Origin of the sequence: Chryseobacterium sp., from assembly GCF_008831505.1 — a bacterium.
Taxonomy (GTDB): Bacteria; Bacteroidota; Bacteroidia; order Flavobacteriales; family Weeksellaceae; genus Marnyiella.
This window is the reverse complement of record NZ_CP044507.1, coordinates 259,922-284,984: the sequence shown is the minus strand read 5'-3', so window position 1 is coordinate 284,984 and position 25,063 is coordinate 259,922. Positions and strand designations below refer to the sequence as shown.

The 25,063-nt window shown below is 38.0% G+C and carries 25 protein-coding genes and 1 pseudogene; 6 read left to right on the top strand and 20 right to left on the bottom strand.

All coding sequences use genetic code 11. From position 1 onward, the window contains the following. From F7R58_RS01325 to F7R58_RS01280, 11 genes and pseudogenes are all read right to left on the bottom strand, one after another. The gene (locus F7R58_RS01325; RefSeq protein ID WP_024567406.1) at window positions 1-324 is read right to left on the bottom strand and encodes a DUF4134 domain-containing protein; all 324 of its coding nucleotides are present in this window, start codon (window positions 322-324) and stop codon (window positions 1-3) included. A 36-nt stretch (window positions 325-360) separates the two neighbouring features. Next, entirely contained in the window at window positions 361-894 is a 534-nt protein-coding gene (locus tag F7R58_RS01320; RefSeq protein WP_024567407.1) for a hypothetical protein, read from the bottom strand. Between the two features lie 62 nt (window positions 895-956). Then, a complete protein-coding gene (locus F7R58_RS01315) occupies window positions 957-1,610 on the bottom strand; it encodes a ParA family protein (RefSeq protein WP_024567408.1) in 654 nt (217 codons plus the stop codon). Between the two features lie 2 nt (window positions 1,611-1,612). Then, the gene (locus tag F7R58_RS01310) at window positions 1,613-3,082 is read right to left on the bottom strand and encodes a relaxase/mobilization nuclease domain-containing protein (RefSeq protein ID WP_024565586.1); all 1,470 of its coding nucleotides are present in this window, start codon (window positions 3,080-3,082) and stop codon (window positions 1,613-1,615) included. Next, the gene (locus tag F7R58_RS01305) at window positions 3,079-3,429 is read right to left on the bottom strand and encodes a hypothetical protein (RefSeq protein ID WP_024565585.1); all 351 of its coding nucleotides are present in this window, start codon (window positions 3,427-3,429) and stop codon (window positions 3,079-3,081) included. The genes F7R58_RS01310 and F7R58_RS01305 overlap by 4 nt, the downstream gene beginning before the upstream one ends. Window positions 3,430-3,452: 23 nt before the next feature. After that, entirely contained in the window at window positions 3,453-4,247 is a 795-nt protein-coding gene (locus F7R58_RS01300; protein ID WP_024565584.1) for a hypothetical protein, read from the bottom strand. Window positions 4,248-5,215: 968 nt separating this feature from the next. Next, complete coding sequence (locus F7R58_RS13005) at window positions 5,216-5,872, bottom strand: HlyD family efflux transporter periplasmic adaptor subunit (protein WP_214649542.1); 657 nt, start codon at window positions 5,870-5,872, stop codon at window positions 5,216-5,218. Between the two features lie 8 nt (window positions 5,873-5,880). Then, window positions 5,881-6,519, bottom strand: a complete 639-nt coding sequence (locus F7R58_RS13000) for a hypothetical protein (RefSeq protein WP_214649541.1) — start codon at window positions 6,517-6,519, stop codon at window positions 5,881-5,883. Window positions 6,520-6,547: 28 nt separating this feature from the next. Next, window positions 6,548-7,048 (bottom strand): annotated as a pseudogene (locus tag F7R58_RS01290) (IS1595-like element ISBbi1 family transposase); the annotation flags it as partial. A 1-nt stretch (window position 7,049) separates the two neighbouring features. Beyond that, entirely contained in the window at window positions 7,050-7,865 is an 816-nt protein-coding gene (sul2, locus tag F7R58_RS01285; protein WP_001043260.1) for a sulfonamide-resistant dihydropteroate synthase Sul2, read from the bottom strand. A gap of 71 nt (window positions 7,866-7,936) precedes the next feature. Next, complete coding sequence (locus tag F7R58_RS01280; RefSeq protein ID WP_095073168.1) at window positions 7,937-8,845, bottom strand: IS1595-like element ISBbi1 family transposase; 909 nt, start codon at window positions 8,843-8,845, stop codon at window positions 7,937-7,939. A gap of 671 nt (window positions 8,846-9,516) precedes the next feature. Here F7R58_RS01280 and F7R58_RS01275 point away from each other — a divergent pair. After that, window positions 9,517-9,987 carry a GNAT family N-acetyltransferase gene (locus F7R58_RS01275; RefSeq protein ID WP_024565583.1) on the top strand — a complete coding sequence of 157 codons (471 nt, stop codon included), beginning with the start codon at window positions 9,517-9,519 and terminating at the stop codon, window positions 9,985-9,987. A 30-nt stretch (window positions 9,988-10,017) separates the two neighbouring features. On the opposite strand, the gene F7R58_RS01270 is transcribed toward F7R58_RS01275, so the two are convergent. Beyond that, window positions 10,018-11,088, bottom strand: coding sequence for a tyrosine-type recombinase/integrase (locus F7R58_RS01270; RefSeq protein WP_024567409.1), 1,071 nt, complete (start codon window positions 11,086-11,088; stop codon window positions 10,018-10,020). A gap of 337 nt (window positions 11,089-11,425) precedes the next feature. Here F7R58_RS01270 and lnu(I) point away from each other — a divergent pair, with 337 nt between their 5' ends. Beyond that, a complete protein-coding gene (gene lnu(I) / locus F7R58_RS01265; protein ID WP_008992950.1) occupies window positions 11,426-12,196 on the top strand; it encodes a lincosamide nucleotidyltransferase Lnu(I) in 771 nt (256 codons plus the stop codon). A 153-nt stretch (window positions 12,197-12,349) separates the two neighbouring features. Then, window positions 12,350-13,516, top strand: coding sequence for a tetracycline-inactivating monooxygenase Tet(X2) (locus F7R58_RS01260; RefSeq protein ID WP_008651082.1), 1,167 nt, complete (start codon window positions 12,350-12,352; stop codon window positions 13,514-13,516). A 210-nt stretch (window positions 13,517-13,726) separates the two neighbouring features. Here F7R58_RS01260 and ere(D) read toward each other — a convergent pair whose 3' ends face one another. Both ere(D) and catB read right to left on the bottom strand, forming a co-directional pair. Next, complete coding sequence (ere(D), locus tag F7R58_RS01255) at window positions 13,727-14,953, bottom strand: EreD family erythromycin esterase (RefSeq protein WP_095073170.1); 1,227 nt, start codon at window positions 14,951-14,953, stop codon at window positions 13,727-13,729. Window positions 14,954-15,361: 408 nt separating this feature from the next. Continuing rightward, window positions 15,362-15,991: a type B chloramphenicol O-acetyltransferase gene (gene catB / locus F7R58_RS01250; protein ID WP_035589996.1), complete on the bottom strand. Its 630-nt coding sequence runs from the start codon at window positions 15,989-15,991 to the stop codon at window positions 15,362-15,364. Window positions 15,992-16,347: 356 nt separating this feature from the next. Here catB and F7R58_RS01245 point away from each other — a divergent pair, with 356 nt between their 5' ends. The 3 genes from F7R58_RS01245 (at window position 16,348) to F7R58_RS01235 (ending at window position 19,195) form a co-directional block, all read left to right on the top strand. After that, complete coding sequence (locus F7R58_RS01245) at window positions 16,348-17,211, top strand: aminoglycoside 6-adenylyltransferase AadS (protein WP_003013318.1); 864 nt, start codon at window positions 16,348-16,350, stop codon at window positions 17,209-17,211. A 157-nt stretch (window positions 17,212-17,368) separates the two neighbouring features. Next, window positions 17,369-18,508: a prolyl oligopeptidase family serine peptidase gene (locus F7R58_RS01240; RefSeq protein ID WP_069148669.1), complete on the top strand. Its 1,140-nt coding sequence runs from the start codon at window positions 17,369-17,371 to the stop codon at window positions 18,506-18,508. A 132-nt stretch (window positions 18,509-18,640) separates the two neighbouring features. After that, a complete protein-coding gene (locus F7R58_RS01235; protein WP_024566454.1) occupies window positions 18,641-19,195 on the top strand; it encodes a hypothetical protein in 555 nt (184 codons plus the stop codon). 250 nt (window positions 19,196-19,445) lie between these two features. On the opposite strand, the gene F7R58_RS01230 is transcribed toward F7R58_RS01235, so the two are convergent. The 6 genes from F7R58_RS01230 to F7R58_RS01205 all read right to left on the bottom strand — a co-directional run bounded on the left by F7R58_RS01230 (window position 19,446) and on the right by F7R58_RS01205 (window position 25,014). Further along, window positions 19,446-20,612 (bottom strand): IS91 family transposase, encoded by a 1,167-nt coding sequence (locus F7R58_RS01230; RefSeq protein WP_024564049.1) that lies wholly within the window; start codon window positions 20,610-20,612, stop codon window positions 19,446-19,448. Beyond that, complete coding sequence (locus F7R58_RS01225) at window positions 20,609-21,235, bottom strand: tyrosine-type recombinase/integrase (RefSeq protein WP_214649561.1); 627 nt, start codon at window positions 21,233-21,235, stop codon at window positions 20,609-20,611. The genes F7R58_RS01230 and F7R58_RS01225 overlap by 4 nt, the downstream gene beginning before the upstream one ends. A gap of 488 nt (window positions 21,236-21,723) precedes the next feature. Next, window positions 21,724-21,822 carry a single-stranded DNA-binding protein gene (locus tag F7R58_RS01220; protein ID WP_228460372.1) on the bottom strand — a complete coding sequence of 33 codons (99 nt, stop codon included), beginning with the start codon at window positions 21,820-21,822 and terminating at the stop codon, window positions 21,724-21,726. Window positions 21,823-22,356: 534 nt separating this feature from the next. Then, the gene (locus F7R58_RS01215) at window positions 22,357-23,196 is read right to left on the bottom strand and encodes a toprim domain-containing protein (RefSeq protein ID WP_158063195.1); all 840 of its coding nucleotides are present in this window, start codon (window positions 23,194-23,196) and stop codon (window positions 22,357-22,359) included. A 415-nt stretch (window positions 23,197-23,611) separates the two neighbouring features. Continuing rightward, the gene (locus F7R58_RS01210) at window positions 23,612-24,736 is read right to left on the bottom strand and encodes a hypothetical protein (protein ID WP_024564044.1); all 1,125 of its coding nucleotides are present in this window, start codon (window positions 24,734-24,736) and stop codon (window positions 23,612-23,614) included. Window positions 24,737-24,786: 50 nt separating this feature from the next. Further along, entirely contained in the window at window positions 24,787-25,014 is a 228-nt protein-coding gene (locus F7R58_RS01205; RefSeq protein WP_024564043.1) for a hypothetical protein, read from the bottom strand. Between the last annotated feature and the right edge of the window lie 49 nt (window positions 25,015-25,063).

The following is a 25,063-nucleotide window of genomic DNA, read 5'->3' as shown; positions in this document are numbered from 1 at the left end:
TTAAGCAAAGAATGCGGTTACAAATTCCGGAACCACGATAAGGAAGATCATCGCACCGCCGTAGCCGAGGATTTCTTTGTTGACATCCTGGTCGCCGTTCGTCCATTTGTTGTACACCCTCAATCCTCCGATAAATCCTACGAGTCCACCGACTGCCTTTAATATCAGCTTGATGGGGTCCCAATAGTCCTTAATGTCGGAAGCGGCATTGGAGATGGCGGTCGCTCCGCCCTGCGCAAGCATCGGGGTCATTGCCAGCATCACCAAGGCAAGGGTTAGAACTTTCTTTTTTGTCACGTTTTTTCTGATAAAATTTTTCATCATTTTTAAAATTTAGGTTAGTTATGTATGGTAAATTGGTTAAATCGTCGAGTGGTAAACCTTTTGTCCCTCAATATTGTCCACCAGTTTTACGTTGGTTTCAGAAAGGTTGACAAATTCTTTCCATTGGTCTTTCTTGCTCTGTGCATCATTTTTTTTCTTGGAAACTATTGGCTCAATAATTTCTGGCTTTTTGCTGATTTCCGTTTGCTGTGGCGGATTTTCATGGTGTTTGGTTTCGGGCTGTTTTGAGCTGGTCCCATCCAAATCCTCTTCCTCTTCAAATCGTTTCCTCAATTCTTCCAAACTGGGATTGTCTTCAAAATTGTTCTGTCTTTGAATCGGAATGGGTTCGCTTTTTAGGAATGATTTCGGGGTTTTGAGATTTTCCACATCCTCGATGCCGATCAAGGTGGGTTCCTCATTCTCCGCCTGTGCAAAGTCGCCGAGTGAGTATTCTTCTGCAACATCGGTCTGAACGGTTTTCTCTTTTTTTAGGAAAAGGTCGTAGACGATATTTCCGGCATAGTACAGAAAGTAGGCTCCTAAAAGGATGAGTGAGTATTTTAACATAATGTATTGATTTGAGGTTTGTGGTTTATGGATTATTTTTTTCTTGTCTCTTTTGTCTCTCGTTAAAGCGCAACTTTTTTGACCTCGCTGATCTGCTGTATAATTTCGTCGAACGGCTTCTTTACGGCGTATTTTTGCTCGTAGGTGAGTTTTCTCGTGTCGATGGTTTGGAGGCAGTTTCTCTTGAACACGGGATTTTCTAGTAGAGTTCCGTATTTTGCCAACTCGATATCCATTTCCTTTTGGTTGAGATATTTGTAGCCCTTGTCGTATTTGGAGCGGATGAAGATTCTTTCCGCCTCGCTTTCCAACAAACCCAGAAGATTTTTGAATACCAAGGTTGATTTTACGGACACATCGGAATACTCAAAGGGAATGATGATGAAGTCGCTGTACACCAAAACATCGCTGTATCTCTGGTCCAGTGTTCCCGCCAGATCGAACAGGAACAGGTCTTTGCTTTCTTTCAGGTCGACAACCTGTTCCAAGTCCTCGAAAGGCGGCTCATCGTCATCTTCGCCAATGACTTCCACCTCGTAGAGTTTGGGCAGTTCCGAGTCCGCATCCTCCCTCCATTTGTTGAAGAAGGATTTTTGGTAGTCGAAATCAAACACCTTGATCTTCCTTGTAGAAATTCTGGAGAGATAGTTGGCGAATGCGATGGCGAGGGTGGTTTTCCCTGTTCCGCCTTTTTGGGTGGCAAATGTGATGATCATTCTTATGTTCTTTTTTTATTTTTGCGTCTTTTTCTTAACTCTTCTTCGGCAGGGTCTCTCCCTGTTCCTCCCGACGGTTTGGTGAATTGGAAAATCAGGTCGTCTATGGTTCTATCCAGTTCCTTGGAAAGATTTTCATCTCTACTTTCCGGTGTCAATTCTTTGCTTGGATTGAGGAATTTTTGATAGGCATTCTCTCCAATTAAGTTTTCCAATGAACCCACATAATGCAGTTTGGAGTGGACGGCATAATATTTTCCATCTTCCGATTTTATGAGGTGGACATCCTTGTTATTCTGTGTTTCGACATAATCCTTTACCTCGTTTTTTATGGCGTTGAAAACCTCCCTGTTCTTTATTTTCTTAGACTCGAAAAGCATAAATTCTATTATAGCGTTTTCGGGATTCTGGCGTTTCAGATGCTCCATTAATATTTGTTTTGAAAAACTGTCCGCCAGATTATAGTCCTTTAGACTTTCAAAAAGTTTCTTGTCAATTTTCTCATCGGTCATCTCAAACAGGTCGTCCATCTTCATGATCTCACTTCCCTTGAACACCTTTCCCGATTTGTGGTCGATGATGCTGTATCCGAAGGGTTTCTGTCCGTCCTTGTGGTGGAAGACCACATCCAGTCCGTAGATGTCCCGCAATTTTTTCTGGAGCTCGCTCTCGAACTCTATCTTGGGTTTCCAATGGTCGCTGTGCCTTTCTTCCGGTAGCAGTGATTCCTGCGCCCTTCTGTCCTCTACCTTGAAGACTTTATTGGAACAGAGGTCTTTGTATTTGCTCAAAATGGCTTTCAGCTGTCTCATTCGTCCGTTGTCCGAATTGGGGGTAAAACTGATTTGGTTACCGTGGATGGTTTTAAGTTTTACCCCGTTCTTCAGAATGGAAAAGTCATTTTCATCATTTGTGTCTTTAGTTAGTTTGAACCCGCTTCTTTCAAGCAGGAGTTCCAGTTGGCTGAGTGAAGCAATTTGATAGTTTAGCAGTTTTTCTAATTTTTCCTCGGAACTTACTCCGTATCGTTTTTCTAGTGTATCTGCCAATGCTTTTTGGGCTTTCAAGCGTTCGTAACTGTCGTTGATTTTCTTTCCGGTCTGCTTGTCAACCCTTGTGGAGACGATATGGACGTGGTTGTTCTCGGTGTCGCTGTGGTAAACAACTATGAACGGCTGTTTTCCGTAGCCCATTTCCTGCATGAAGTCTTTGGCGATTTCGGTGATTTCTTCCTTGCCATGATTCTGATATTTTGCAGAAATGACGGCGTGGAACTGTGGTTTCTTTACCTTCTCATTTTTTGAAATGGATTTGAAGTAGTCCCGAACCTGCTCCGGACTGCTTTCCCCATTGATGAAGGAGGGAAAGTTTTTCATCAGCATCAGTTCTCCTGTTCCTTTCTCCATCTTTTTGTCGTTGTACTGAACGCCGTGAAAATCCGAGCCTGAAGCAGGAATAATCTTGACAATCATTTTGCGAGCATTTCATAGATCTTTTCGAAGATTTGGTTTTGCTGCTTCTTCAATTTGGCGATTTCTGAAAGCTTTGCGGTGAAGTTTTTCAGTTCTGATTCCGAAATAAACTTTTGTCCGTTTGCAATTTTCGCTACCTGGTTGATGTTGGTCTCTATCTTGATGAAGACGTTGTCTTGTTTTTCAATGAACGCCAGTATCTGTCTTCTTTCGTTGTCTAAAATTCTGTTCTCAACTGATGCCGTCAGTAAGTCGGTCAATGTGAGGTTTCTGTCTTTGCATATTTTTTTCCAGTCCTGTTTTTTGGTTTTGGATATTCTGAATTTTATGTAGTCTTCTTTTTCCATTAAGGACTTTGTTGAATCATCAATTAGGGCAGATAAGGCTTGATCCAGTTGGAATATCCTTGAACTTCTCCGTAGGTGTAGTAGGATGTGGACATTGCGTTTAGGGAGGTTTGCGGAATCTGGATGCTGTAATTCTCCAGCAGGGCTGGAAAATATTGCGTGGAATTTTCCGTATGCAGTAAGACAATCTGGTTGGGAATGTATCCGATGTCGCTGTAGATGCTCGCAATGCTGATGAAGGCGTTTCCCGTAATCGGTGCGGAATCAGAAGACCTGTACATCTGAAACCATACATTTACAATTCCCTGTACTTTTCTGAACAAAACCGCTCCCTTTAGTCCTCCGAAATTTTTGGTTCCGATGGTGTAATATTTTGAGGAGGTAAGATAGGCGTGGCTATTTCCCGAATAGTTTACAGGGGCGGACCAAGTTGAAGTTGCTGTCAGTGCGGCGGTGCTGTTGGGATCGAAGGTGAGTACAATTCTGTATTCGACAGGCTGTTTCTCCTTTGCGAAATTCTGCCATACGTTGCCGTCAAAATAATACATTCCTGATTCTGAAATATTGATGACCTGCCCCGAAAGATTGGAAGCCGGAGCGGTGGCAAATACAACCGCACCTTTTTTTGCCTGTGTGTAAAACTTGTTCGCCAACTGGTCGCCCGTTATCCTTGGAGGAATAATCCCGTCATGATGTGAGGTGTCGTTTGGTTTTCCTACTACATCAAAAGTAGTTTCGGGTGTCTGTGTGTTTATTCCGACCTGCGCATTGAGGTTGATGGCAAAAAGTGTCAGGAGAACATAGAGGGTTGCTTTCATTTTTTTGATTAAAATTTCTGTTGCAAAATTGGGACATCAAATCCGTGAAAACAATAGTGTTCATGGGGCGTGGGCTAAATAAGAACAATTTAGACGAGTTTAGATTCTCCGAAGATTAAAAAAGAATAATTTAGACGAGTTTAGATGCTTGAACCAGATTTGGTGATTAAAAAAAACAAGTTCCGCCGTTTTTTCCCCTTTTGCAAAAAGGCAAGACCGTCTTTGTCCCAAAACTTGAAAAGTTTGTGGGTACAAAGACACATCTTGCAACAAAAGTTTACTGATTTTTTTAGAGGTCTGAAAAGGTTCCTCGAATGCTTATATTAGGGTTGTTTTGCGGTTTTTTATGATAAAGTTGCTTTGGAAGGAAAAAAACATGGAAAACGGGGAGAATTGAGGTGTAACTTTTCTACCCACGTTTGCGAGTAGGATGTGGCTGATTTACGCAGGTTGCATGATAACCTGTAGCTAAATTACCCAACTTATTGAAAAAGATAAGTTTATTTGGTGCAGGTTTTGAAGGAAGGTGTGTCTTTTTATCATTGAAATTTTTGTCAGAATGCTTATCATTTAGGAAAATGTAGGGTGGGTCTATTTTACCCAGGTTGATTTTGAACTTGTGTCTATTTTTCGCAGGTGGTTACTTTGGGAGTGCATATTTAACAAAAGAATCGGAAGGACTGAAAATTCTGTAGATGATTATTTCAGAGTTATTTTTTAGATTTTAGTTTAGATAATCTTGGAATTAAAAATAATGAAAAAGATTCTCTTGGAAATGGGCTTTTTTACGCGGCTTTGTGATTGGGATGTGCCCAATTTACGCAGGTTGAAAAATTGCCTGTGGTTAAATCAGGCAGGTTTTTGAAAAAGATGACTTTATTTGTTGAGAATTTGCACTAATAATGCACGGAAATCCCTCGTTTCTGTAAGAAATCTTAGCATTAACAATTATTTTTTTAAAAAAAACATCAAGCTTGATACCCCAACAATTTCCTAATTTGATAGAAAAACCTTTCAATTAGCCTTAAATCCTCGGTGACAATCTCGGCACTTCCTTTGAGCTCTCTGTCAAATGGCAACTTTTTCCCAAAAGAAGTCCGCAATCCTTTTGGAAGCAAAACGTCAACATAATAGTTCCCTTTATCATCTGGAGTAAGAGAAATGTTTTGGACCTTGCCTTCAACGATTCCATATTCTTGGTATCGGTAATTATCAAGCTTTACTAAAACCTTTTGATTTGGTTTAACTTTACCGGAATTCACTGATGGAATCAACATCCGACCAACAACTAATTCCTTATCATTGGGTAGAACAGACATCACAATATCACCGGGTTTTACAAATTGGTTCTCGCCCCAAAATTGTTGGAAACTAACTACTCCTTCAGTAGAAGAAATAATGAGATAATTTTGTTCCCATTGTCTCAGTGATTTTCTTAGCTGTTCAAATAATTGGAGCGTTTGGGAGCTGTATGTAATCTTATCTTTCTCAGTATTTATTGATGCACCGCTTTTGGTTTTATTTAGATTTGAAACCGCTTCCTGCATCTGTGACAATGTTATATTGATATTTTTCAAATTTTGTTCTGCCTGTAGAAATTTTGTTTTTTCATTTTCTAGTTCCATCGCGGCAATTACACCTTGATTGAACAATTCTTGGGAGCGCAAGTATTTTTTTTGGTAAGGTCAAATTTTGTAACTTCTAAGTTCCGCTGCTGTTGTAATGTAGCAATCCTTGCCCTGTATTCCCCAAGACTTTGGTTTGCTGCAATATTTTCAGGAGCATAGGGCTTAAGACGAGTAAAAAGTTTTTCATCCTGCAATGCTTTTGCAAAACTATTGTATTCTCCCTGTATTTCGCCAAGTTTGAAGGTTGATGCCTGTTGAGTAGGGAAGTAGAGAACTTGTGATGATGACATTGAATCAACTATATCTTTTAGAGCTAGAATATCCTTGTAATCAGCAGCTGACTGAAGCACCATCATGACTTGATTTTTATTTACAGACTGATGATCTTTCACTAAAATTTTTTCAATTTTAGAATTTGTTCTTGCTTCAAGTTTTTCAGGTGGATTTTTGGAAGTTACGACTATGGGGGCAGGTATAAACTCAGGATATTTAATTACATAACTCATCAAGAGAACCATCAGGAGAATGACGAAAATTACCGTGTTTCCCCATCGAATCATCCAATGTGGCGGCTGCGTGAGAATATCCTGCACGTTTTCTGAACGTAGTTCAAGATTGTCTAATATGTCTTTTTCCTTTTCCAATTTATTATTAAATTTACTGATTATCCGTTTATGCACCTGTTATATTCGCAATTACTAGTCTGTCAAAGAGTTTGTCTCCAAAATACCGTCTGTTTAATTTGTAAATAAACTCGTTGAGATACAACTGTAAGTATTTCCTTTTGATTTTATGGTAGTTGCCCAGCAATGTCCGTTTTGCATTACTGATTGCGATATGCACCCATTTGAGTGTTTCCTTGGTGGTTTTGGCGTCTGATTTCTCGGTGACGTGCAATTCCACCAGATCGGAGATGTCAACGTAAGAAGTGCTTTTGTCCGAAAATACGATGGCATCATCCTCCATGCAGTCCCTGACCACGCCGTTGATTCCTTCACTTTGATGGCTATCCAGTACCCTGGCCTTGAAATAACGCACATGCTTCTCCTTTTTGCCCGTTTCGATATCTTCCAACGGGGTGCTTTCGGCCATCACCGCAACGTTCTGCTTTCCCTCGGCTCCCCGGCCACGTGTACCCTTGCCTCGCTCGATTTCCTTACTGGCCACCGAAAAGTTAACGAATTCTTGCGGTTTCTTTCAGCGCCGCCAATACCGCCAGCCCGTCGCGCAAGGGGCGCGGCTCGTGTGTGCGGATGAAGTCAGCTCCACCTGCGGCGGCGGCAAGCTCTGCAGCGAGTGTCGCGGCCCCGACATCCCCCGGACCACGGCCTGTGAGCGCGCGCAGAAAGGATTTGCGCGAAACAGACAGAAGCACCGGCAAATCGAAGCGCAGCCGCAATTCATCGAACCGCGCCAGCACCGAGAGCGAGGTTTCGGGAGCAGCCCCCAGAAAAAACCCCATGCCGGGATCAAGGACAAGGCGGTTGCGTTTGATACCGGCACCCGTCAGCGCCGCGATGCGCGCGTCAAAGAACGCCGCAATGTGATCCATGATGTCGCCAGCGGGTGCCTCGCGCCGATCTGCCTGCCCGTCTTGCACCGAATGCATAACGACGAGTTTGGCAGATGATTTCGCCAATTGCGGATAGAACGCAGCGTCTGGAAAACCGCGAATATCATTGAGATAGGCCACACCACGCGACAAGGCATAGGCTTGCGTCGCGGGTTGATAACTGTCGAGCGAGACGGGAATGCCATCTGCCTTGAGCGCGTCCAGCACCGGCGCGATACGCGCGATTTCTGTGTCGGACGAAACAGGCGCGGCGTCGGGATTGCTGGATGCCGGACCGAGGTCGATCACATCTGCCCCCTCGGCCATCAGCTTACGCGCCTGCGCAATGGCTGCGTCTGGCGCCAGATACCGGCCTCCATCGGAGAAACTGTCCGAGGTTATGTTGACGATGCCGAAAATGATGAGCGATTTATTCATGGGGGCTTCTATAATAATACCTAAAATCCGCAGGTAGTTAATTAGGATGTTTAAAGATTCTGATTATCCGTTTATGCACCTGTTATATTCGCAATTACTATTCTGTCAAAGAGTTTGTCTCCAAAATACCGTCTGTTTAATTTGTAAATAAACTCGTTGAGATACAACTGTAAGTATTTCCTTTTGATTTTATGGTAGTTGCCCAGCAATGTCCGTTTTGCATTACTGATTGCGATATGCACCCATTTGAGTGTTTCCTTGGTGGTTTTGGCGTCTGATTTCTCGGTGACGTGCAATTCCACCAGATCGGAGATGTCAACGTAAGAAGTGCTTTTGTCCGAAAATACGATGGCATCATCCTCCATGCAGTCCCTGACCACGCCGTTGATTCCTTCACTTTGATGGCTATCCAGTACCCTGGCCTTGAAATAACGCACATGCTTCTCCTTTTTGCCCGTTTCGATATCTTCCAACGGGGTGCTTTCGGCCATCACCGCAACGTTCTGCTTTCCCTCGGCTCCCCGGCCACGTGTACCCTTGCCTCGCTCGATTTCCTTACTGGCCACCGAAAAGTAACCCTCATCCAGTTCTATCATCCCTTCCAGTGTATACCTTGCATCCCGGTTGCCCATCGCCCTGCGGAGTTTGTGTACCATCGCCCATACCGGTTCGTAACGCTTCAATCCTAATTGCTTCTGGAGTTCGTTGGTGGAGAATCCCTTTTTTGTGCAACTCATCAGGAACATCGTTTTGTACCACACCAGAAACGGCAGCTTGGAGCTCTCCATGATCGTACCGCTGCGCAACGAGGTGCGGAAACGGCAACCTTTGCATTCATAACTCCATTTACCCTGTAACCAATAATGGGAAGTGCCCCCGCATCGCTTGCAGACAACCCCTTCCTTATCACGCTGCTCCTTGAAATGCAAACGACAATCTTCCTCCGAACCGAAATGAGCCGTAAAACTGAATATGTTCATAATCCCTGCTTTTTGAGCGCTAATATACTAAAAATATTAGGTGTGTTTGCGGAGAATCAGATTAAATTTTAAAATGTCCCAAATACGTCATAACAATATCCAAACTCTTTGTATTAACTGTGGAGCCATCATGAATACAATTATCTGTTGGAGCTATATAGTTGGTCCTTAAATCCTCCGTAGATTTTTTTTTTTAGCCATTTCATGAGTTTTTAAAAGGTTAATAAAAACAAAGTTACTAAAACGGCAAATGGGAAAAGCTACCGGAGGTTTAGTTCAACAGCTAAGTTCTTGTTGCGTGCGAATAACGAACAGTGATACCCTATTTAACGGAAGCTTCGGGAGTTTTTTTTCAGCATTATGGGTTTATCGGCGAAGGATTTTAGAGATTTACAGGGGATTTCTGAAAGAGTCTCTTTTTTGGGCGGTTTACCCGTTTTTAGTTAATTTTACAAAGTTACAGATTTAGGCGGTTGTTAAAGCTGCCGAAGCTTTAGTTCAGCGGATCTTTAAGTTATTAATTTCTTTAAAAAAATAGAAAAATCTATAATAAATCTGTTATTTCTCCAATTTATTTTTGGTTTTAAATTGGATCTATACTGTGGAAGAAGTGATGTAAGCAGGGAAGAACAGTCGATTTAAAAAAATCTATAAATGTAATTGTCCGGCAAATGAGTAAAAAAAACTTGGTTGATATCATAGAATTTTCAGAAGAGTTATCTGAACCAATTAAGACACTGAATTACGAGTGGCTTGAAAAATATTTTCGTATAGAAGAAGGTGATGTTGCATCACTTTCAGATCCCCAAAAGCATATCATAGACAAAGGCGGCCATATTTATTATGCTAAACTCAATGGTGAAATTGTTGGTACAGCCTCACTGTTAAAGAAAAGTGAAACGGTTTACGAATTAGGTAAATTGGCTGTCAGCGACAAAGCACAGGGACACGGTATTGGGACAATATTGATTGAACATTGCTTAAATATTGCCAAACAAAAACAAATAACGATACTTATTTTATACTCAAACACAACGTTGCAATCGGCTATTCATTTATTTAGAAAATATGGGTTTGAAGAAGTTGAACTTGAAAGTGGAGTTTACGAAAGAGCAAATATCAAAATGGAGAAACACTTTTAAACAGGAAAGAACAGCCGTTTTAGAAAAAAATTATAAAGAATCCAGCGGACTTTTTATCCTGGACTTTGAAAGGTCTGTCACATGCGTGTAGATTTGGGTGGTTTTAATGGAATTATGCCCAAGGAGCTCCTGAATAAAGCGGATATCGGTTCCTGTTTCCATTAAGTGAGTGGCAAAACTGTGGCGCAATCCGTGAATACCGACTTTCTTGCGAATGCCTGCCTTTTCCATCGCCTTCCTAAATACCGCCTGCGCAGACCGTACAGAATATGCCTCGCCTTCTTTACCCTCGAAAAGGTAAACCTTTGGGCGGTAGCTCAGGTAATATTCCCGCAATTCGGGCAGTAAGCTTTGGGGAAGTACGGCGATGCGGTCTTTTTTACCTTTCCCCTGTTCGATGCGCACCAGCATTTCCGCACTGTCGATATCGGAAAGTTTTAACGCTACCACTTCACTCACACGGAGCCCCATGCCGTAACACACTTTCAGAACAAGTGAATGTTTGAGATTTAGTGTGGCAGCTATTATTTTCTTGATTTCAGCTTTGCTGAGCATTTTGGGAAGCAGCAGCTTTTTCTTTGGGCGCGGAATGTCGAAAAACATTTTTTGGCGGTGGAGCACTTGCTCAAAATAAAACTTTACGGCATTCATGCGGCTGTGGATTTCGCTTTCCGAGAGTTTCAGTTTTTCGTGGCAGTAGAGGAAATAAGACCGCAAACGTTCGGGAGAAAGCTCCTGCACGGGATAACTTTTTAGGATGTAGAGCAACTGTGCAAATTCTATGCTGTAAGTGCGTAAGGTATTTTGACTGTACCGCTTCAGCAGGAGATGTTCCTGGAAACGCTGGAACTCCGGCAAATTGACAAGGTGAATTTTGGAGAGTACTGCCTTGCCGGTTATTTTCTCGGGCAGCCCAAAAAGTTTGCGGTAGTGCCTGTTATCGGTAACATACCATTTTTTTTGTGAGGCGGACCACCGTGCTTTTGTGTGTTCGCGCAGAAAGGAAATGAGCTGCCGGTCTTTTTCAAACTGCACCCAAATAACGTTGGAGCCGTTGTGAGTTCCGGAGGAAAACTGAAATCTTTTGTCTGAAAAATCCATACCACCACTGCGTATTTTTTATATATTAAAAAAAGCTAAAATCAGATGGCGTTGGATGTTATCCGCCGCCAATAATTTAAAATACGCAATCCAAATATAGCTATAAAATATTAATATACAAATACTTAATAAAGATTCAAAAAAAATTACGATTTTATGATGCTTGATTCATAAATATTCATATATTTGAGTGTTGGCGGTAATTTGAAGAAACAATTAACAACGAAAAACATTCAAGAAAATGAAGCTATAAGTAACTGTAAGATAGAATAAGAATTGAAATATCCTTTAATACGCAAAGTAGAAAGGGCGATTGTTAATATTAAAAAATTAGAAAATGACACAGTTACAAATGATTGACAAAACAAAGTCAATAGCTCAAAATGATAAAAATATTTCTGCCGTATTTATGTACGGGTCATTTACCAAAAATGAAGGGGACAAATATTCAGATATTGAATTCTACATCTTCTTGAAGGATAAAGAAAATTTTTCCGCTGAAAATTGGGTAAGCCAAATTCATCCTTTGGCATTATATTTTACCAACGAGTATGGAAGTGAAGTTGCCATTTTTGAAAATATGATAAGGGGGGAGTTTCATTTTTTGACAAACGACCAAATGGAAGTTATCAAATCGTGGGACGGTTTGGTAGAGTTTAGCGACTTTGACAAGATGATTTTAGTAGATAAAGAAGATTTATTGACTAACACGCTCAAAGAAATAAAAACTAAAGTACCTGATCGAACAACAAATGAAAATATCCTGTGGTTGAGCCAATCATTGTTGAATGTTTTACTTACAACAAGCAACTTAATTAAACGACAGGAATTTGCTCACGCTTACCAAAGCTTATCAAATGTTCAAAAATATTTACTTTGGTTAATAAGAATTGAAACATACCAAACCAAACATTGGGAAAGTCCAACAAAAAGCTTGGAAAAAGACATAGACCCAGATTGGTATTCGTTATTTCAGGAGACAACATCAGAATTAGATCCGACAGATATTAAAACAGCTTTCAAGAAGACATTAACATTGACTGAAAAACTTTTTGATAATCTTGGAGTTGAAGCAAAATTAAAGGGGGTATTAAGGAGAATTGAATAAAAAAAACTACCGCCAACATTGTATAAGCGTAATGCGGGCTGAACTGCTAAATTTGAGCATTTTTGCTCCTAAGAAACTTTGTGGTGGGCGGACAGTGAATTGCTCCGAAATCCCGCACTACGCTTATACTTGACCGTTATGTGCCATTTTTGAATGACAATGCGAATAGATACAGACAAACAAATGAATTTACTTAGTGATAAGAACGTTGCAATAATTGGTGGTGGACCCGTTGGACTGACTATGGCAAAATTATTACAGCAAAACGGCATAGACGTTTCAGTTTACGAAAGAGACAACGACCGAGAGGCAAGAATTTTTGGTGGAACCCTTGACCTACACAAAGGTTCAGGTCAGGAAGCAATGAAAAAAGCGGGATTGTTACAAACTTATTATGACTTAGCCTTACCAATGGGTGTAAATATTGCTGATGAAAAAGGCAATATTTTATCCACAAAAAATGTAAAGCCCGAAAATCGATTTGACAATCCTGAAATAAACAGAAATGACTTAAGGGCTATCTTGTTGAATAGTTTAGAAAACGACACGGTTATTTGGGATAGAAAACTTGTTATGCTTGAACCTGGTAAGAAGAAGTGGACACTAACTTTTGAGAATAAACCGAGTGAAACAGCAGATTTGGTTATTCTTGCCAATGGCGGGATGTCCAAGGTAAGAAAATTTGTTACCGACACGGAAGTTGAAGAAACAGGTACTTTCAATATACAAGCCGATATTCATCAACCAGAGATAAACTGTCCTGGATTTTTTCAGCTATGCAATGGAAACCGGCTAATGGCATCTCACCAAGGTAATTTATTATTTGCTAACCCCAATAATAATGGTGCATTGCATTTTGGAATAAGTTTTAAAACACCTGATGAATGGAAAAACCAAACGCAGGTAGATTTTCAAAACAGAAATAGTGTCGTTGATTTTCTTCTGAAAGAATTTTCCGATTGGGACGAACGCTACAAAGAATTGATTCATACGACGTTGTCATTTGTAGGATTGGCTACACGGATATTTCCTTTAGAAAAGCCTTGGAAAAGCAAGCGCCCATTACCCATAACAATGATTGGGGATGCCGCACATTTGATGCCGCCTTTTGCAGGGCAGGGAGTAAATAGTGGGTTGGTGGATGCCTTGATATTGTCTGATAATCTAGCCGATGGAAAATTTAATAGCATTGAAGAGGCTGTTAAAAATTATGAACAGCAAATGTTTATCTATGGCAAAGAAGCACAAGAAGAATCAACTCAAAACGAAATTGAAATGTTTAAACCCGACTTTACGTTTCAGCAATTGTTAAATGTATAAAATGGAATAAAACGGCACATAACAAACAAATTGGCAATAGAGCCGGTGAAGTACTTCTATTGAACTTTTGTGCAATGTTGAAGATTAGTAATTCTATTCAACATTTGTGCTAAAAGTCGGCTCCATCGCCAATTTGCCAAACGTTATGTGAAAGAATAAAACGGCACCTCCAAAAAGAAAGTGCCGTTTCGAAATTAAATTTATAAATTCTCAATCCACTACTTCTGAAACAGTTGATTTTTCTATTAGAAAAATTCCGTCAAAAGCTTCTTCTATTTCAGTTTTTAGGCACATCGAATCAAATCGAATCTTATTACAATTTTTTAATTCCGTACTTCTGTTCATTAGTAAACAGCATTCTTTTCCTCCAAATTCTTGCATAATAAATTCAACAGAATCCGACTCTGGAAAATCAAGTGGAAATTTATCAACCCTAAAGCCAAATTGATAATCATTATCAGGATACAATGCCGCAGTTTCTCCACGTAGATTAGTTATTGCAAATGCTTTATATTTTTCTCCAAAAGTCATCGAAAGTCTTTGCCCCATTGGATAACAACTAATAAATCCATCAAAATCTACCGGAGTTTTTTGAATGTGAGCATTGTGGGCAACCAAAATAATCTTTTTACCAAGTGAATTTTTCAAAAACCAATCAATGCTTTCTGCCATATACTGGTCTTTTGCTCCCATATCTCCTTCAATTCCCCTTTCAGTAATGAAACTTTCCATAGCATCAGCATTATAATTCATATAAATCAAGCCTTTAACTTGATGAACTATCGATTGAAATTCTAAACTTTCTAATTTTGGTTGAAGAGTAATCAAACGAATGTAAACTTTTAATAGCAATGCTTTTAATTCATTATGTTCAGCTTCATCAAAAAGCGATAAATTTAACGCAAGCTGAGAAGTCGAATAGAAATCAAATTTCTCAGCAAGATTTAAAATCTTCTGTAAGACATCAGAAGAAACGATTGAAAGTCTTTGCAAATAATCAGATACAATACGAAAGTTTGGAAAATAAGAACCTCCATTTTTAGGAATATCCACACCTAAAAAGGTAATTTGATTATTATTGTCTTGATTATACCGACGAAGCCATAGCAAAGTATCTTTAAACTCATTTGGATAATAAAAGTGTGACAGTAACTTATCCAAATCGTCGAATGGAATTTGTGATTTTATCCACTTATCAACTTCTAATCCTTCAGAAAAACCAAACTCAAATGCCAAGGTGTCAAAATCACATTCAGTTACTAAAAACTCAATAACTTGATGCCTGAATGTAAAAAACTCTTTTATGAAATGTGAGTTTTCGCCTAAACCAACAATTGTAGAAGAATCAAAATATTCTCGAAATCGAAAAAGACTTTGTTTTATGGATGTATTATTTTCCGAATTAAACGGAAAAGTTAAGGGTTTTATATTTTTCATTATTACCTTATTTTAAATTAAAAATTAACGTACCAAATAGCAACCGTCTCAAAAAGACGATTTAATAATTTACTTTAATTTTTAATTACCAAGGCTTGCTGAAATACATAAAATGTGAATTATTTGAATACAAAGATACTAAAAATTCCTTCACATAACATCGCATTGGCAAAATGGCAGGTTAAGTGCTAAATTGAAAGTTTCTGCATTTTATTCCGCCGAATGTGTTCCACATTCGCTTTTTATTTGTAAGTTAGCTCTGTGGAAACACATCGGCTACGTTCTCGCTAAATTGAACTTTTTGTCCAATTTATCCGCCACTTCGCCAATGCGTTTCCCGTTATGTGTAATTTTAGCCGCAAACGCAGTTAAAACAAAAAGGCTCCGAATTCCGGAACCTTCTTTTTATCATTTCATTTTTCTAAAAAACTTGTACAACAAATCGATTTTATTTGAACAAAGAATTGGCATTGCTTCAAAAAGATTTTCCTCATCCCATTCCCACCATTTCATTTCCTGCAACTTTTGGATGTCATCATCGCTAAATCTCTTTTTTATTAATTTGGCTGGATTTCCCCCTACAATTGAATAAGGTTCAACATCTTTTGTAACCAAAGCACGACTGCCAATAACAGCTCCATCTCCTATCTGAACTCCTGGCATTATCATAGCTTCACTACCAATCCAAACATCATTCCCAACAACTGTATCTCCTGCTTTTTGAAATCCATCTTGGCTTTTACTGAAAACATCAAATTCAGACATATAAAAAAATGGAAAACTGGAAATCCAATCATATTTATGACCTTGATTACCTGCCATTATGAAACTTGCACCACTCCCTATTGAGCAGTAAGAACCGATAATTAGTTTATCGACATCATTCCTGTCCGGAAACAGATAACGAGCACAATCATCAAATGAATGACCGTGATAATAACCGGAATAATAAGAATATTTACCCGAAATTATATTGGGATTAGTTATGTGGTCTTTGATTATTTTTCCTTTAAAAGGACTTTCGAAGAAATTTTTCATTATTTAACATATTTAATTTACAATAAGACAATAAGGAGACAAAGAATAGTACTAAACTATTCTCTTCCTATACGTTGCGTAAAGTAAATATGCTAATCTGATAATTTCATCTGACAAATATACAAAAAAACTACACATAACATCGCATTGGCAAAATGGCGGGTTAAGTGCAAAACTGAACTTTCGTGCTTTTTTATCCGCCGAATGTGTTCCACATTCAGCTTTTTTTTAATAAATTAGCTTCTTTGGAAACACATCGGCTACGTTATTGCTAAATTGAACTTTCGGCTCAATTTATCCGCCACTTCGCCAATGCGTTTCCCGTTGTACGACATAGTAAAACCGAACCAAACAAAATGAAAGTCAGAGAAGAAAAGTTAAGAACAATTATAGAATGGTCGGAGAAAAACGAAGATGTAAGAGTTCTTCTTCTGACAAGTTCACTTGTAAATCCTTTAGCACTTGTTGACGAATTTAGTGATTTAGACATTGAATTTGTTTTTGAGGATAATACAAATTACATTTCAGACAAAAGCTGGACGCTTAAATTCGGAAATCCAATTGCTATGATTGAAGAAGACGAAAGTTGTTTTAACCATAAACACGCAATGAAAATGCTACTTTATGAAGACGGTGTGAAAGTAGATTTTAAACTTTACAGCAAATCAAAATTTATAAAGGAAACGCAAGAGAAAGAATTACCAGAAGATTGGGATATTGGTTATAAAATTTTAATTGATAAAGATGGTATTACAAAGCAAATGCTGAAACCAACTTATCAAATTTCCATTATCAAAAAACCGTCTGAAAAAGAGTTTCAAAATCTAATAAACGATTTTTGGTGGGACACAACTTACGTGGCAAAGTGTCTTGTGAGAGATGAAATATTCTATGCGAAATTTATGTCGGAAACCGTTATTCGCACAGAATATCTAATTCCTTTAATTGAATGGCACATTGCAAGTGAACACAATTGGAACATAACGACCAATAAATATGGACGACTTTTCAAAAAGTATCTTAACCAGGAAATGTGGGCTAAAACAGAACAAACATTTTCAGGGAGCGATATAAAGGAAAATTGGACTGCTCTATTTTCAATGACTGATTTAGTTTCAGAAATAGGAACTGAATTGTCAAAAAAATTAGAGTACAAATACCCGGATAAATTAGAAAATGACATACGAAAATATTTAGCTGGACTAAAACCCAAAACATAACTACGTCGTACAACATCGTATTGGCAATAGGCGGGCTGAACGGCTTCGTATCAACGGAAGTGCAAAATTCAACTTCTGTTCTTCGATTAAAGTTCAGTGCTAAAAATCCCGCCCATCGCCAATACGCGGCACGTTATCTGTCATTTTAAAAAAAAGTATGAAAAGAACAATTTTTACAATTTTAGCAACTTTACTTATTAGTTTCTCTTTTGCTCAAAATTATGAACAACAAATAGCGAAAGCAGAAGAATTTGTAAGCAAAAAAGATTTTTGTAACGCTTATGAAATATTTAAACCTCTATTAATAGATAGTAATCAAGGTACCATATACGACTATTACTATGCTTCTCTTTCTGCTGTCAATTGTAAAAAAGACGAAGATGCTTTAAACTGGCTTAATGTTGCTGCTGAAAAAGGTTTAGGATTAAAAGATGGAGAAATAGATTTTATTAAAAAAGATAAAAATTTCAAGGAATTAAAAAGCACAGAAAAATGGGCTTCAATTATCAACACTATGCAAAATAAATTTGCAGATAAAAAATTAATTGAAGAAGCAAAATCTAAAAAATGGGTTTCCACTATAACAAAGAATGCTATTCAAAAAAAAAGATCAAAATTTAATACCGCCAATTCTGGCTTTGCATTATATTATTCAAGCGCGGAAAATATCAATGTTCCATATTTAGTCTTTGTTCCCAAAAATTACAACGCTAATAAACCTACAAAAGCGATAATATATCTACACGGAGGAATTAATTCGACAGAAAATTTCAATTTTGATAAACCTGAAATAACGCAAGAACCAATTTTTAAAGTTGCAGACCATTTTAATTCCATAATTATTTATCCATTTGGTAAGAAAGATTTTGGCTGGATGAATCAAAAAAAGGCTTTTCAGAACATCTATAAAATTCTGACTCAAGTTAAATCTACTTATAATATAGATAAAAAAAATATTTATTTGGGAGGAATGTCAAATGGTGGCACAGCAACTTTTTGGTTTGCTTCTCAAAGACCAAGTATTTTTACAGGTTTTTATGCGATTTCTGCTAATCCTAAATTAGAGATTGGAAATATTAATTTCAATTTCGATAAACCTTTTTATGAAATCCATACAAAAGATGATTCTGTTTTTAAGTTTGATGATGTAGAAAAAATATATAACACAAACAAGTCAAGGAATTGGCATTTTGAATCTATAGCAAATGGTGACCACGGAATTATCTATCAACAAAACGGAAATGAAGTTCTAGAAAACTTGCTGAAAGAATTAATTGAAAATAAAAACGCCAGATAACATCGTATTGGCAATAGCGCGGAGGAATCGCAATTTTAATTATTTTTGATATTCCGCAGATTATTTTATAATAAGAAAAAGTCCGCGTTAAAGCCGCACCATCGCCAATACGTAACCGTTATCTGCCATATTATGAAGAGATTCGCTGTAGTAATTCTGATATTTTTATTTAACACTGTAAGTTCACAAAATAGGATTTATGAAATATCATTTTGTGGAAGAGAGCAAAATGTAATATTAAGAGAAAAAAATAATAAAAAATTTTCTGGAACTATCAATTCAAAATTTCATAAACAAAAAAGTAAAAGGGACATAACCAAAACAAAGAGAATAAATAAGAATATTGCGAAAATAATTATAAATGACCTTAAGAATAATGGAATATTACAATTGAAAAATGAGGATGACAAAATTAATTGTGGTGACTTTTATCTAGATGGCGATATACTAAATTTTACAGTGACAGAAAATAAAATCATTCTTAACAAGGGTTTTGATGAAGTCTATCCAGAAAGTGAATCAAAAACAATTGAACCAAATGAATGTCGAAGAAAGGCTCAATTTTTAGCCACAATTATTGACAAACAATTAAATCTTAAAAAATTACATTCGCAACAGTTCAAAAAACTTGGTTCTGGAACTTGCTACTGGACAGGAATTTCACAAGTATGTATTAAAAAGAAATGAAAAATACGGCAGATAATAGCTAAGTTTTCGTTGCGTGCGCAGCACGAACAATGAAAACCCTGTTGAACGGAACCTTCGGCAGCTTTTGGTTGGGTATTTTCCCACACTATGGGTTTATCGACAAAAGATTTTTAGAGATACAAGAGACTTTGAGAAGAGTCTCTTTTTTTGTGGGTGATTTTGGCGAGTTTTTCTTGGTTTTATCGTGCTTTCCTTCACGTTAGGTTAACATTTCCCTTACCCAAATCCGCTAAAATGCAGATTTAGGAGCAGGTAAATTTCGGCTCATCTCCAAAAACCAACTTGGCGGACCTCGTAGATCGAACGTGGCAATCGTCACAAGATTTCCATCTTTACAACACGTACATTTCGGCTGAAAAGCTTTTGGCGGAAGCTTTTCTTTGGGCTGGATGCCTAAATTTTGTTGTAGATTTTTAAGTTTGATACGCTTCCAGGTGCTGCTCAAAAAACCATAATGACGGATTTTTACAAATCTTTTCGGTAAAATATGCATCACAAAACGGCGGATAAACTCTTCATGGCTCAAAACCATCTGCTTTTTGATGCCTTTTTGGCGGTAATCTTTGTAAGAAAAAGTTACCGTTTCCGCGTCAATTTTCCTGATTCTCTGGTTGCTGATGGCGATTTTATGCGTGTATCTGCCCAAATATTCTACCACAGATTTTGGGCTTCCAAAAGGCTTTTTGGCGTAAACAACCCAAGACTTTTCCCACAGATTTTGCCTGATTTTGGTATACTCTTCAAAGTTTTTATCTTTTAATTTCTCACAAAATTTAGCCCTGAAAACTTTACTCAAAGCCTTTACCGGAAACAAAAATTTGCCGTCTGAACGTAGATTTTTCCAAGCTCCGCTTTCATCCACTCCACCGCCCGGAACAATGCAGTGCAAATGCGGATGAAGGCTCAGATTCTGCCCCCAAGTGTGCAAAACAGCAATCATTCCCATTTTTAAACCTCGATTTTCACCAAACGTTTGAAGCGTTTCCCAGGCAGATTCAAATAAAAAATCGTACAACATTTTGGGCTCGTGAAGCGCGGTTTTGTTCAATACATCAGGAAGCGTAAAAACCACGTGGAAATAAGGTACCGGAAGCAGTTCGGTTTCCCGATTTTCAATCCATTGCTCTCGGTTTTTGCTCTGACATTTTGGGCAATGACGGTTTCGGCAGGAGTTGTAACTGATGCTTACATTTCCACATTCATCACAAGCGTCAATATGACCACCCAAAGCAGAGGTACGGCATTTTTTCAACGCTGAAAGTGTTCGTAATTGCCAAGAATTAAGTCCTAAATCTTCCAATTTTGAACCTAATTTGTTTAAAACATCGGCGACTTCGTATTGAGGTTGAGATTGAGGTTGAACTGACTGTTTTTTTGAGGTTTTTAAACCGCTCATTTTTTCCCAAATTCTGAAAAAAGGGTATCGAGCGGTGAAAAGAGTTTTTGGGTTGAAAGCTGGGCAATTTGAAGATAAACCAGCGTGGTATCGATACTTTCGTGACCGAGAAGATTTTTGATGCTCAAAATATCCATCCCATCTTCCAGAAGATGCGTCGCAAAACTGTGCCGAAGCGTATGGACACTCACTTCTTTCAGGATATTTGCCGTTTTTGATGCCTGCTTTACCGCCCACTGAACGCCGCGCTGGGAGTAACGGGAATCGAAATCGCCACCAGCACGCCCTCCACGAGGTTCTCCAAAGAGATAATCTTCCGGTTTTTCCGCTTCGATATACTTTTTGAGCCCACGAATCAGATGTTCGGAAAGTGGTAAATAGCGGTCTTTTTTGCCTTTTCCCTGAACCACTTTGAGTTGTTTTCGACCAAAATCTAAGTCGCACAAACGGAGATTTCGAACTTCCATACAGCGCAATCCGCAGCCGTAAAGAATGCCGATCAAAATTTTATGTTTTAAAAGTTTACAGCCGGACAACATCTGCCAAACCTCCTGTTTACTAAGCACTACAGGCAGTTTTTTCTCTCTTTTAATTTCCGGAAGACTCAAATAATCATAGCTCAAACCTTCCGATTTAAGCAGAAATCGAAGTCCGTAAACGGTGTGTTTAAAATACGACTGTGAAGGTGATTTTGATTTTTTCTGAAGGTAAAAAAGGTAATCGTGAATTTGCTCGGGATCCAATTCTGTAGGAATTTTTCCGAAATGTAGCGACACCGCAGCGACGTGTCTGGAGTAATTTTGAAAGGTACTTTGGCTTCTTCCCAATACAGAAACCGTACGTTCAAACCTATGCAAAAGCTCCGCAAATCCCGGAACTTCGCGCTTTGCCTGATTGATGATCTTGTTTTCTCTAAGCTCTTCTACACTCTTTTTTTTGTTGCCATTTTACTGATTTTTAATTAGTTTTACAAAGTAACTAAATATAGCGCTGAGAAAGCTACCGAAGGTTTAGTTCAACATTGTATTGGCAAAATGCGGGATGAAGTCTTGAATTGAAAAGCCTAAATATTTAGCCGCATATGCTTTTCAATTCCACTTTTTTTAGTAATTTAGTCATTGGGTGCTACCGAAAAGTTTACGACCTGTTTATCGTTTTTCAAGGTGTTGATTTCTGCATTTTTGGTAATTCTACCTACGATTGTGTTCATAATCTTAAATTTTAAAATGTTAATATTTTGTTAATTTTTGTTTTGTCAAAGGTCAAATGTTGGGAGTGAATTGATTTGGTATCGAGGACACTCGGCATTTTTCTTTTTTTATATTAAGTTAGAAAACAGTATTTTTTGCTGGATTTTTATTGTTTTTCCGTTGATTTCAAAGAACGTCTATGGTTGATTTGATTCGTACAACTGAGGTTCCGGCTTTTTCTTTGCCCATGAACATAGGACGGCACCATCCATACAAAACCCGATTCGGTTCCGCTGGATAAAGGCAGAAAATTCCGAATCGGGCTTGAAATCTTTTTGTCCGAAGGATTTAGGAGTGTCTGGAAAAATTGTTGGAGCTTGTGGAAAGAATTTTTTTAGAAACCCAAAAAGATTTTTTTGTGTGGGTGGTGCCGTCCTACATTTGCAAACGTAAAAGCCCAACCGCAGTTGGGAAACTTAATCAATGGACGTGGTTGTTAATGGAAAACTAAAGGAAATTCATTGGAAAATGGTTTCTCCAATGATTTAAACTGATCAAATATTACAAAACCACTCGTTCAAGTCCTTAAAATTATGATAAATTAAAGAGCAATCCTCTACATTTTTGTATTGACTTTTAATTTTTAATTTAACCGATTTCCCATTCTTATCATTGTCTAGAAAAAGTGAAATTTTCTCATATTGTTTCAGTTTTTCTTCCACCTTGAAAAACATTGCAGTTGAATTTAAAGTCAAGTAATCACAGTTTGAATTATCTGATTTGTCTAAATTTCGGTAGGTCAGATAATCGAAAAAGCCCTCAAATATGAGAATCTCGTTCTTGAGATTGTTATCATTAACAATCAACGTCACATCCTTTTTTCCCAAACATATTTTTGACTGTGGATTGCGAATCTCAAAACCTCCGGACTTATTCTGAAATCCAATTCCGAAATATTTTCTTCCTTTCAATTCGTAGTGAATTTCCTTAACCCTATGCTTTTGCTCAAAAACTCTTCGGGACTTCAGATACTGAATTAATGCAGGATGCTGGATTTCTTTGATTTCTAAAATCTGATTGCATGTTTGACCAGTAGTTTCGTGATATTTTATTTCATTTTGAACTCTAAAATCCAATGTTGAAAGGCATTTCAATGCTTCTGAAACGGAACATTTCTTTATCTGTTGGACAATTGAAATCACATCGTAACTTTTTCCATTTCCAAAATCGAACGCCTTGTTTTTGACAAAATCGACCGCCAGACTTGGAATTTTTTCCTCCCGGTCCAACGCAAAATAAAACGCAGTTTTCGGATTTTCTTTGACCGGAAACAGCCCGAACGACTCCAAAACCGCCCGAATTCCGACGTTTTTCTTGACTTTTTCGCAATTCATTTTTTTTCTTTTAATGCAAATTACTTATCCACATTTCCCTTTTAAATAAAAAAGACTTTTAATTTATTTTTATATTACTTTTAGCAAACGGCATTCTTCTTTTGCCACAAAGGATTTAATGGTGTTTTTCGGTGAGTTCAATTCCGAAAACTAGTGAGTTCAATTCCGAAATTTGGGTGAGTGCAATTCCGAAATAAAGCCTGTTTTGGGGTGAGTGCAATTCCGAATCGATTTTTCCATTTATTCTGATAACCGTAGTTATCCACAAAACAGCTAGGTTATCCACAATTTTTGTGTTTTCTAAATCTTCGGGTGAGTGCAATTCCGAATTCGATGCTGTTATTTTGTTCATTTTTAACATTTCTTTAACTTTAGTGAGTGCAATTCCGAATTGGTGGTGAGTGCAATTCCGAAATCAGACAATCATCGGATAGCCATTAGGGAATATTTCTCCCATTTTTGTATTTCTATACAAATGCTTGATGTGTGCCTGAATTTCAATAAGAAATTTTTGACCTTTAAAGTCGGTCGATGCTATCTTTCTCATTCTGCAGTTCCTAATAAATTCCTTGAAGGCTCTTTCAATCAGTTCCCTTGTCTGCGGTATATTTTCGTATTGATGGAAAAACTGGACTGTTTCGGCTTCGTCTAATCTATATCGTTTTTTGAAATAGAGCAATCTTCGGTTAATTTTATGACTTTGGTTAAAATTCTCTTGGTTTGATTCTATAAGTTTTTTTGCTTCTTCAAATGGATGAGAAAATCCTTTGGTTAAGATAGGAACAATAAATATGGAATCCTTTTCATACCTGTATTGGAAAGAAAAACTATTGTATCTGTCGAGATTGATTTTGATGGGCTTTAGAAATTTGAAGCAGAAATCTTTGGTATTTTTATAATTTAACCCAAACTTTTTATTGAAATTACCCAGCTTCAGCATTGTTCCCGATTCGGGAATTTTTGAAAGCCAGATGGAGAAAATAATGTGTTTGTTGTTTCTGATATTATACACCAGATGATAGAGTACATAATTATATTCGGGAATAACCAATAATTTTTTCAGCCAGTAACTGCTAATTAGAAATGTGGTAAAACCTCTTTGGTCATAGGTTGGCGTAGAAATAAGTCCGCCAAATGTTTTGATTTCTTTCCCTTTTGAATTAAGCGATTTGTACCATCCCATCTTAAATTTGGCGAGAAACTCATAGGCATCCACAACCTGCTTTGTGGAACCACTCGGAGAAATTTTACTGTTCCGGATTTTGATGGAGGCGAAAATGTTATTTTCTGTTTCAAATTCTTCATCAAATAGGGAAAGTTGCTTCGGACGGTCTTCGGGACGAAACTGTTCATTGCCGATAATTGCAACGATATTGAAAATGACTCGAAGCGCATTGATTGGGATGTCCGCCGCTTGTTGGTCATCAAAAATAAAGTCGTCCACGAAATGGTTTCCCAGCCGAATCTTGTCGGGAACTTTTTCTCCCTTGTCCTCAAACTTCTTTCGGACATGGCGCAAATCTTTTTCAGATAAAGACATTTTCTATTCTTAATGTTCCTGATTTCTTATTTCCTGATTTCAGATGGTAATTATTTGGTTCGAACAGTTTTCTTTACTAGTTTTATTTTCTCACTTTTCAGTGTTTTGTCTCCATCAATGAGATTGTAGTGTTTGTAGGAATCAACACCAGTTGCTTTGAACACCCTTTTTTCGGCTTCTCCTATATTGGGGATCCTCACTTTCTGGATACCCAGATATTCGTAAGATATTTTATTGATGGTTACTTTTTGACCAGGTTTTAAGTCAGATATTTTCATTGTTTTAAGTTTTTACGATTTGTTAGAAATGAAATCGACTTTTTATTGA

Bases quoted from the DNA above. Each gene is read 5' to 3' on its own strand.
- F7R58_RS01325 (WP_024567406.1), bottom strand. From the start codon at position 324: ATGATGAAAAATTTTATCAGAAAAAACGTGACAAAAAAGAAAGTTCTA.
- F7R58_RS01320 (WP_024567407.1), bottom strand. From the start codon at position 894: ATGTTAAAATACTCACTCATCCTTTTAGGAGCCTACTTTCTGTACTAT.
- F7R58_RS01315 (WP_024567408.1), bottom strand. From the start codon at position 1,610: ATGATCATCACATTTGCCACCCAAAAAGGCGGAACAGGGAAAACCACC.
- F7R58_RS01310 (WP_024565586.1), bottom strand. From the start codon at position 3,082: ATGATTGTCAAGATTATTCCTGCTTCAGGCTCGGATTTTCACGGCGTT.
- F7R58_RS01305 (WP_024565585.1), bottom strand. From the start codon at position 3,429: ATGGAAAAAGAAGACTACATAAAATTCAGAATATCCAAAACCAAAAAA.
- F7R58_RS01300 (WP_024565584.1), bottom strand. From the start codon at position 4,247: ATGAAAGCAACCCTCTATGTTCTCCTGACACTTTTTGCCATCAACCTC.
- F7R58_RS13005 (WP_214649542.1), bottom strand. From the start codon at position 5,872: ATGGAACTAGAAAATGAAAAAACAAAATTTCTACAGGCAGAACAAAAT.
- sul2 (WP_001043260.1), bottom strand. From the start codon at position 7,865: ATGAATAAATCGCTCATCATTTTCGGCATCGTCAACATAACCTCGGAC.
- F7R58_RS01280 (WP_095073168.1), bottom strand. From the start codon at position 8,845: ATGAACATATTCAGTTTTACGGCTCATTTCGGTTCGGAGGAAGATTGT.
- F7R58_RS01275 (WP_024565583.1), top strand. From the start codon at position 9,517: ATGAGTAAAAAAAACTTGGTTGATATCATAGAATTTTCAGAAGAGTTA.
- F7R58_RS01270 (WP_024567409.1), bottom strand. From the start codon at position 11,088: ATGGATTTTTCAGACAAAAGATTTCAGTTTTCCTCCGGAACTCACAAC.
- F7R58_RS01260 (WP_008651082.1), top strand. From the start codon at position 12,350: ATGACAATGCGAATAGATACAGACAAACAAATGAATTTACTTAGTGAT.
- catB (WP_035589996.1), bottom strand. From the start codon at position 15,991: ATGAAAAATTTCTTCGAAAGTCCTTTTAAAGGAAAAATAATCAAAGAC.
- F7R58_RS01245 (WP_003013318.1), top strand. From the start codon at position 16,348: ATGAAAGTCAGAGAAGAAAAGTTAAGAACAATTATAGAATGGTCGGAG.
- F7R58_RS01240 (WP_069148669.1), top strand. From the start codon at position 17,369: ATGAAAAGAACAATTTTTACAATTTTAGCAACTTTACTTATTAGTTTC.
- F7R58_RS01235 (WP_024566454.1), top strand. From the start codon at position 18,641: ATGAAGAGATTCGCTGTAGTAATTCTGATATTTTTATTTAACACTGTA.
- F7R58_RS01230 (WP_024564049.1), bottom strand. From the start codon at position 20,612: ATGAGCGGTTTAAAAACCTCAAAAAAACAGTCAGTTCAACCTCAATCT.
- F7R58_RS01220 (WP_228460372.1), bottom strand. From the start codon at position 21,822: ATGAACACAATCGTAGGTAGAATTACCAAAAATGCAGAAATCAACACC.
- F7R58_RS01215 (WP_158063195.1), bottom strand. From the start codon at position 23,196: ATGAATTGCGAAAAAGTCAAGAAAAACGTCGGAATTCGGGCGGTTTTG.
- F7R58_RS01210 (WP_024564044.1), bottom strand. From the start codon at position 24,736: ATGTCTTTATCTGAAAAAGATTTGCGCCATGTCCGAAAGAAGTTTGAG.
- F7R58_RS01205 (WP_024564043.1), bottom strand. From the start codon at position 25,014: ATGAAAATATCTGACTTAAAACCTGGTCAAAAAGTAACCATCAATAAA.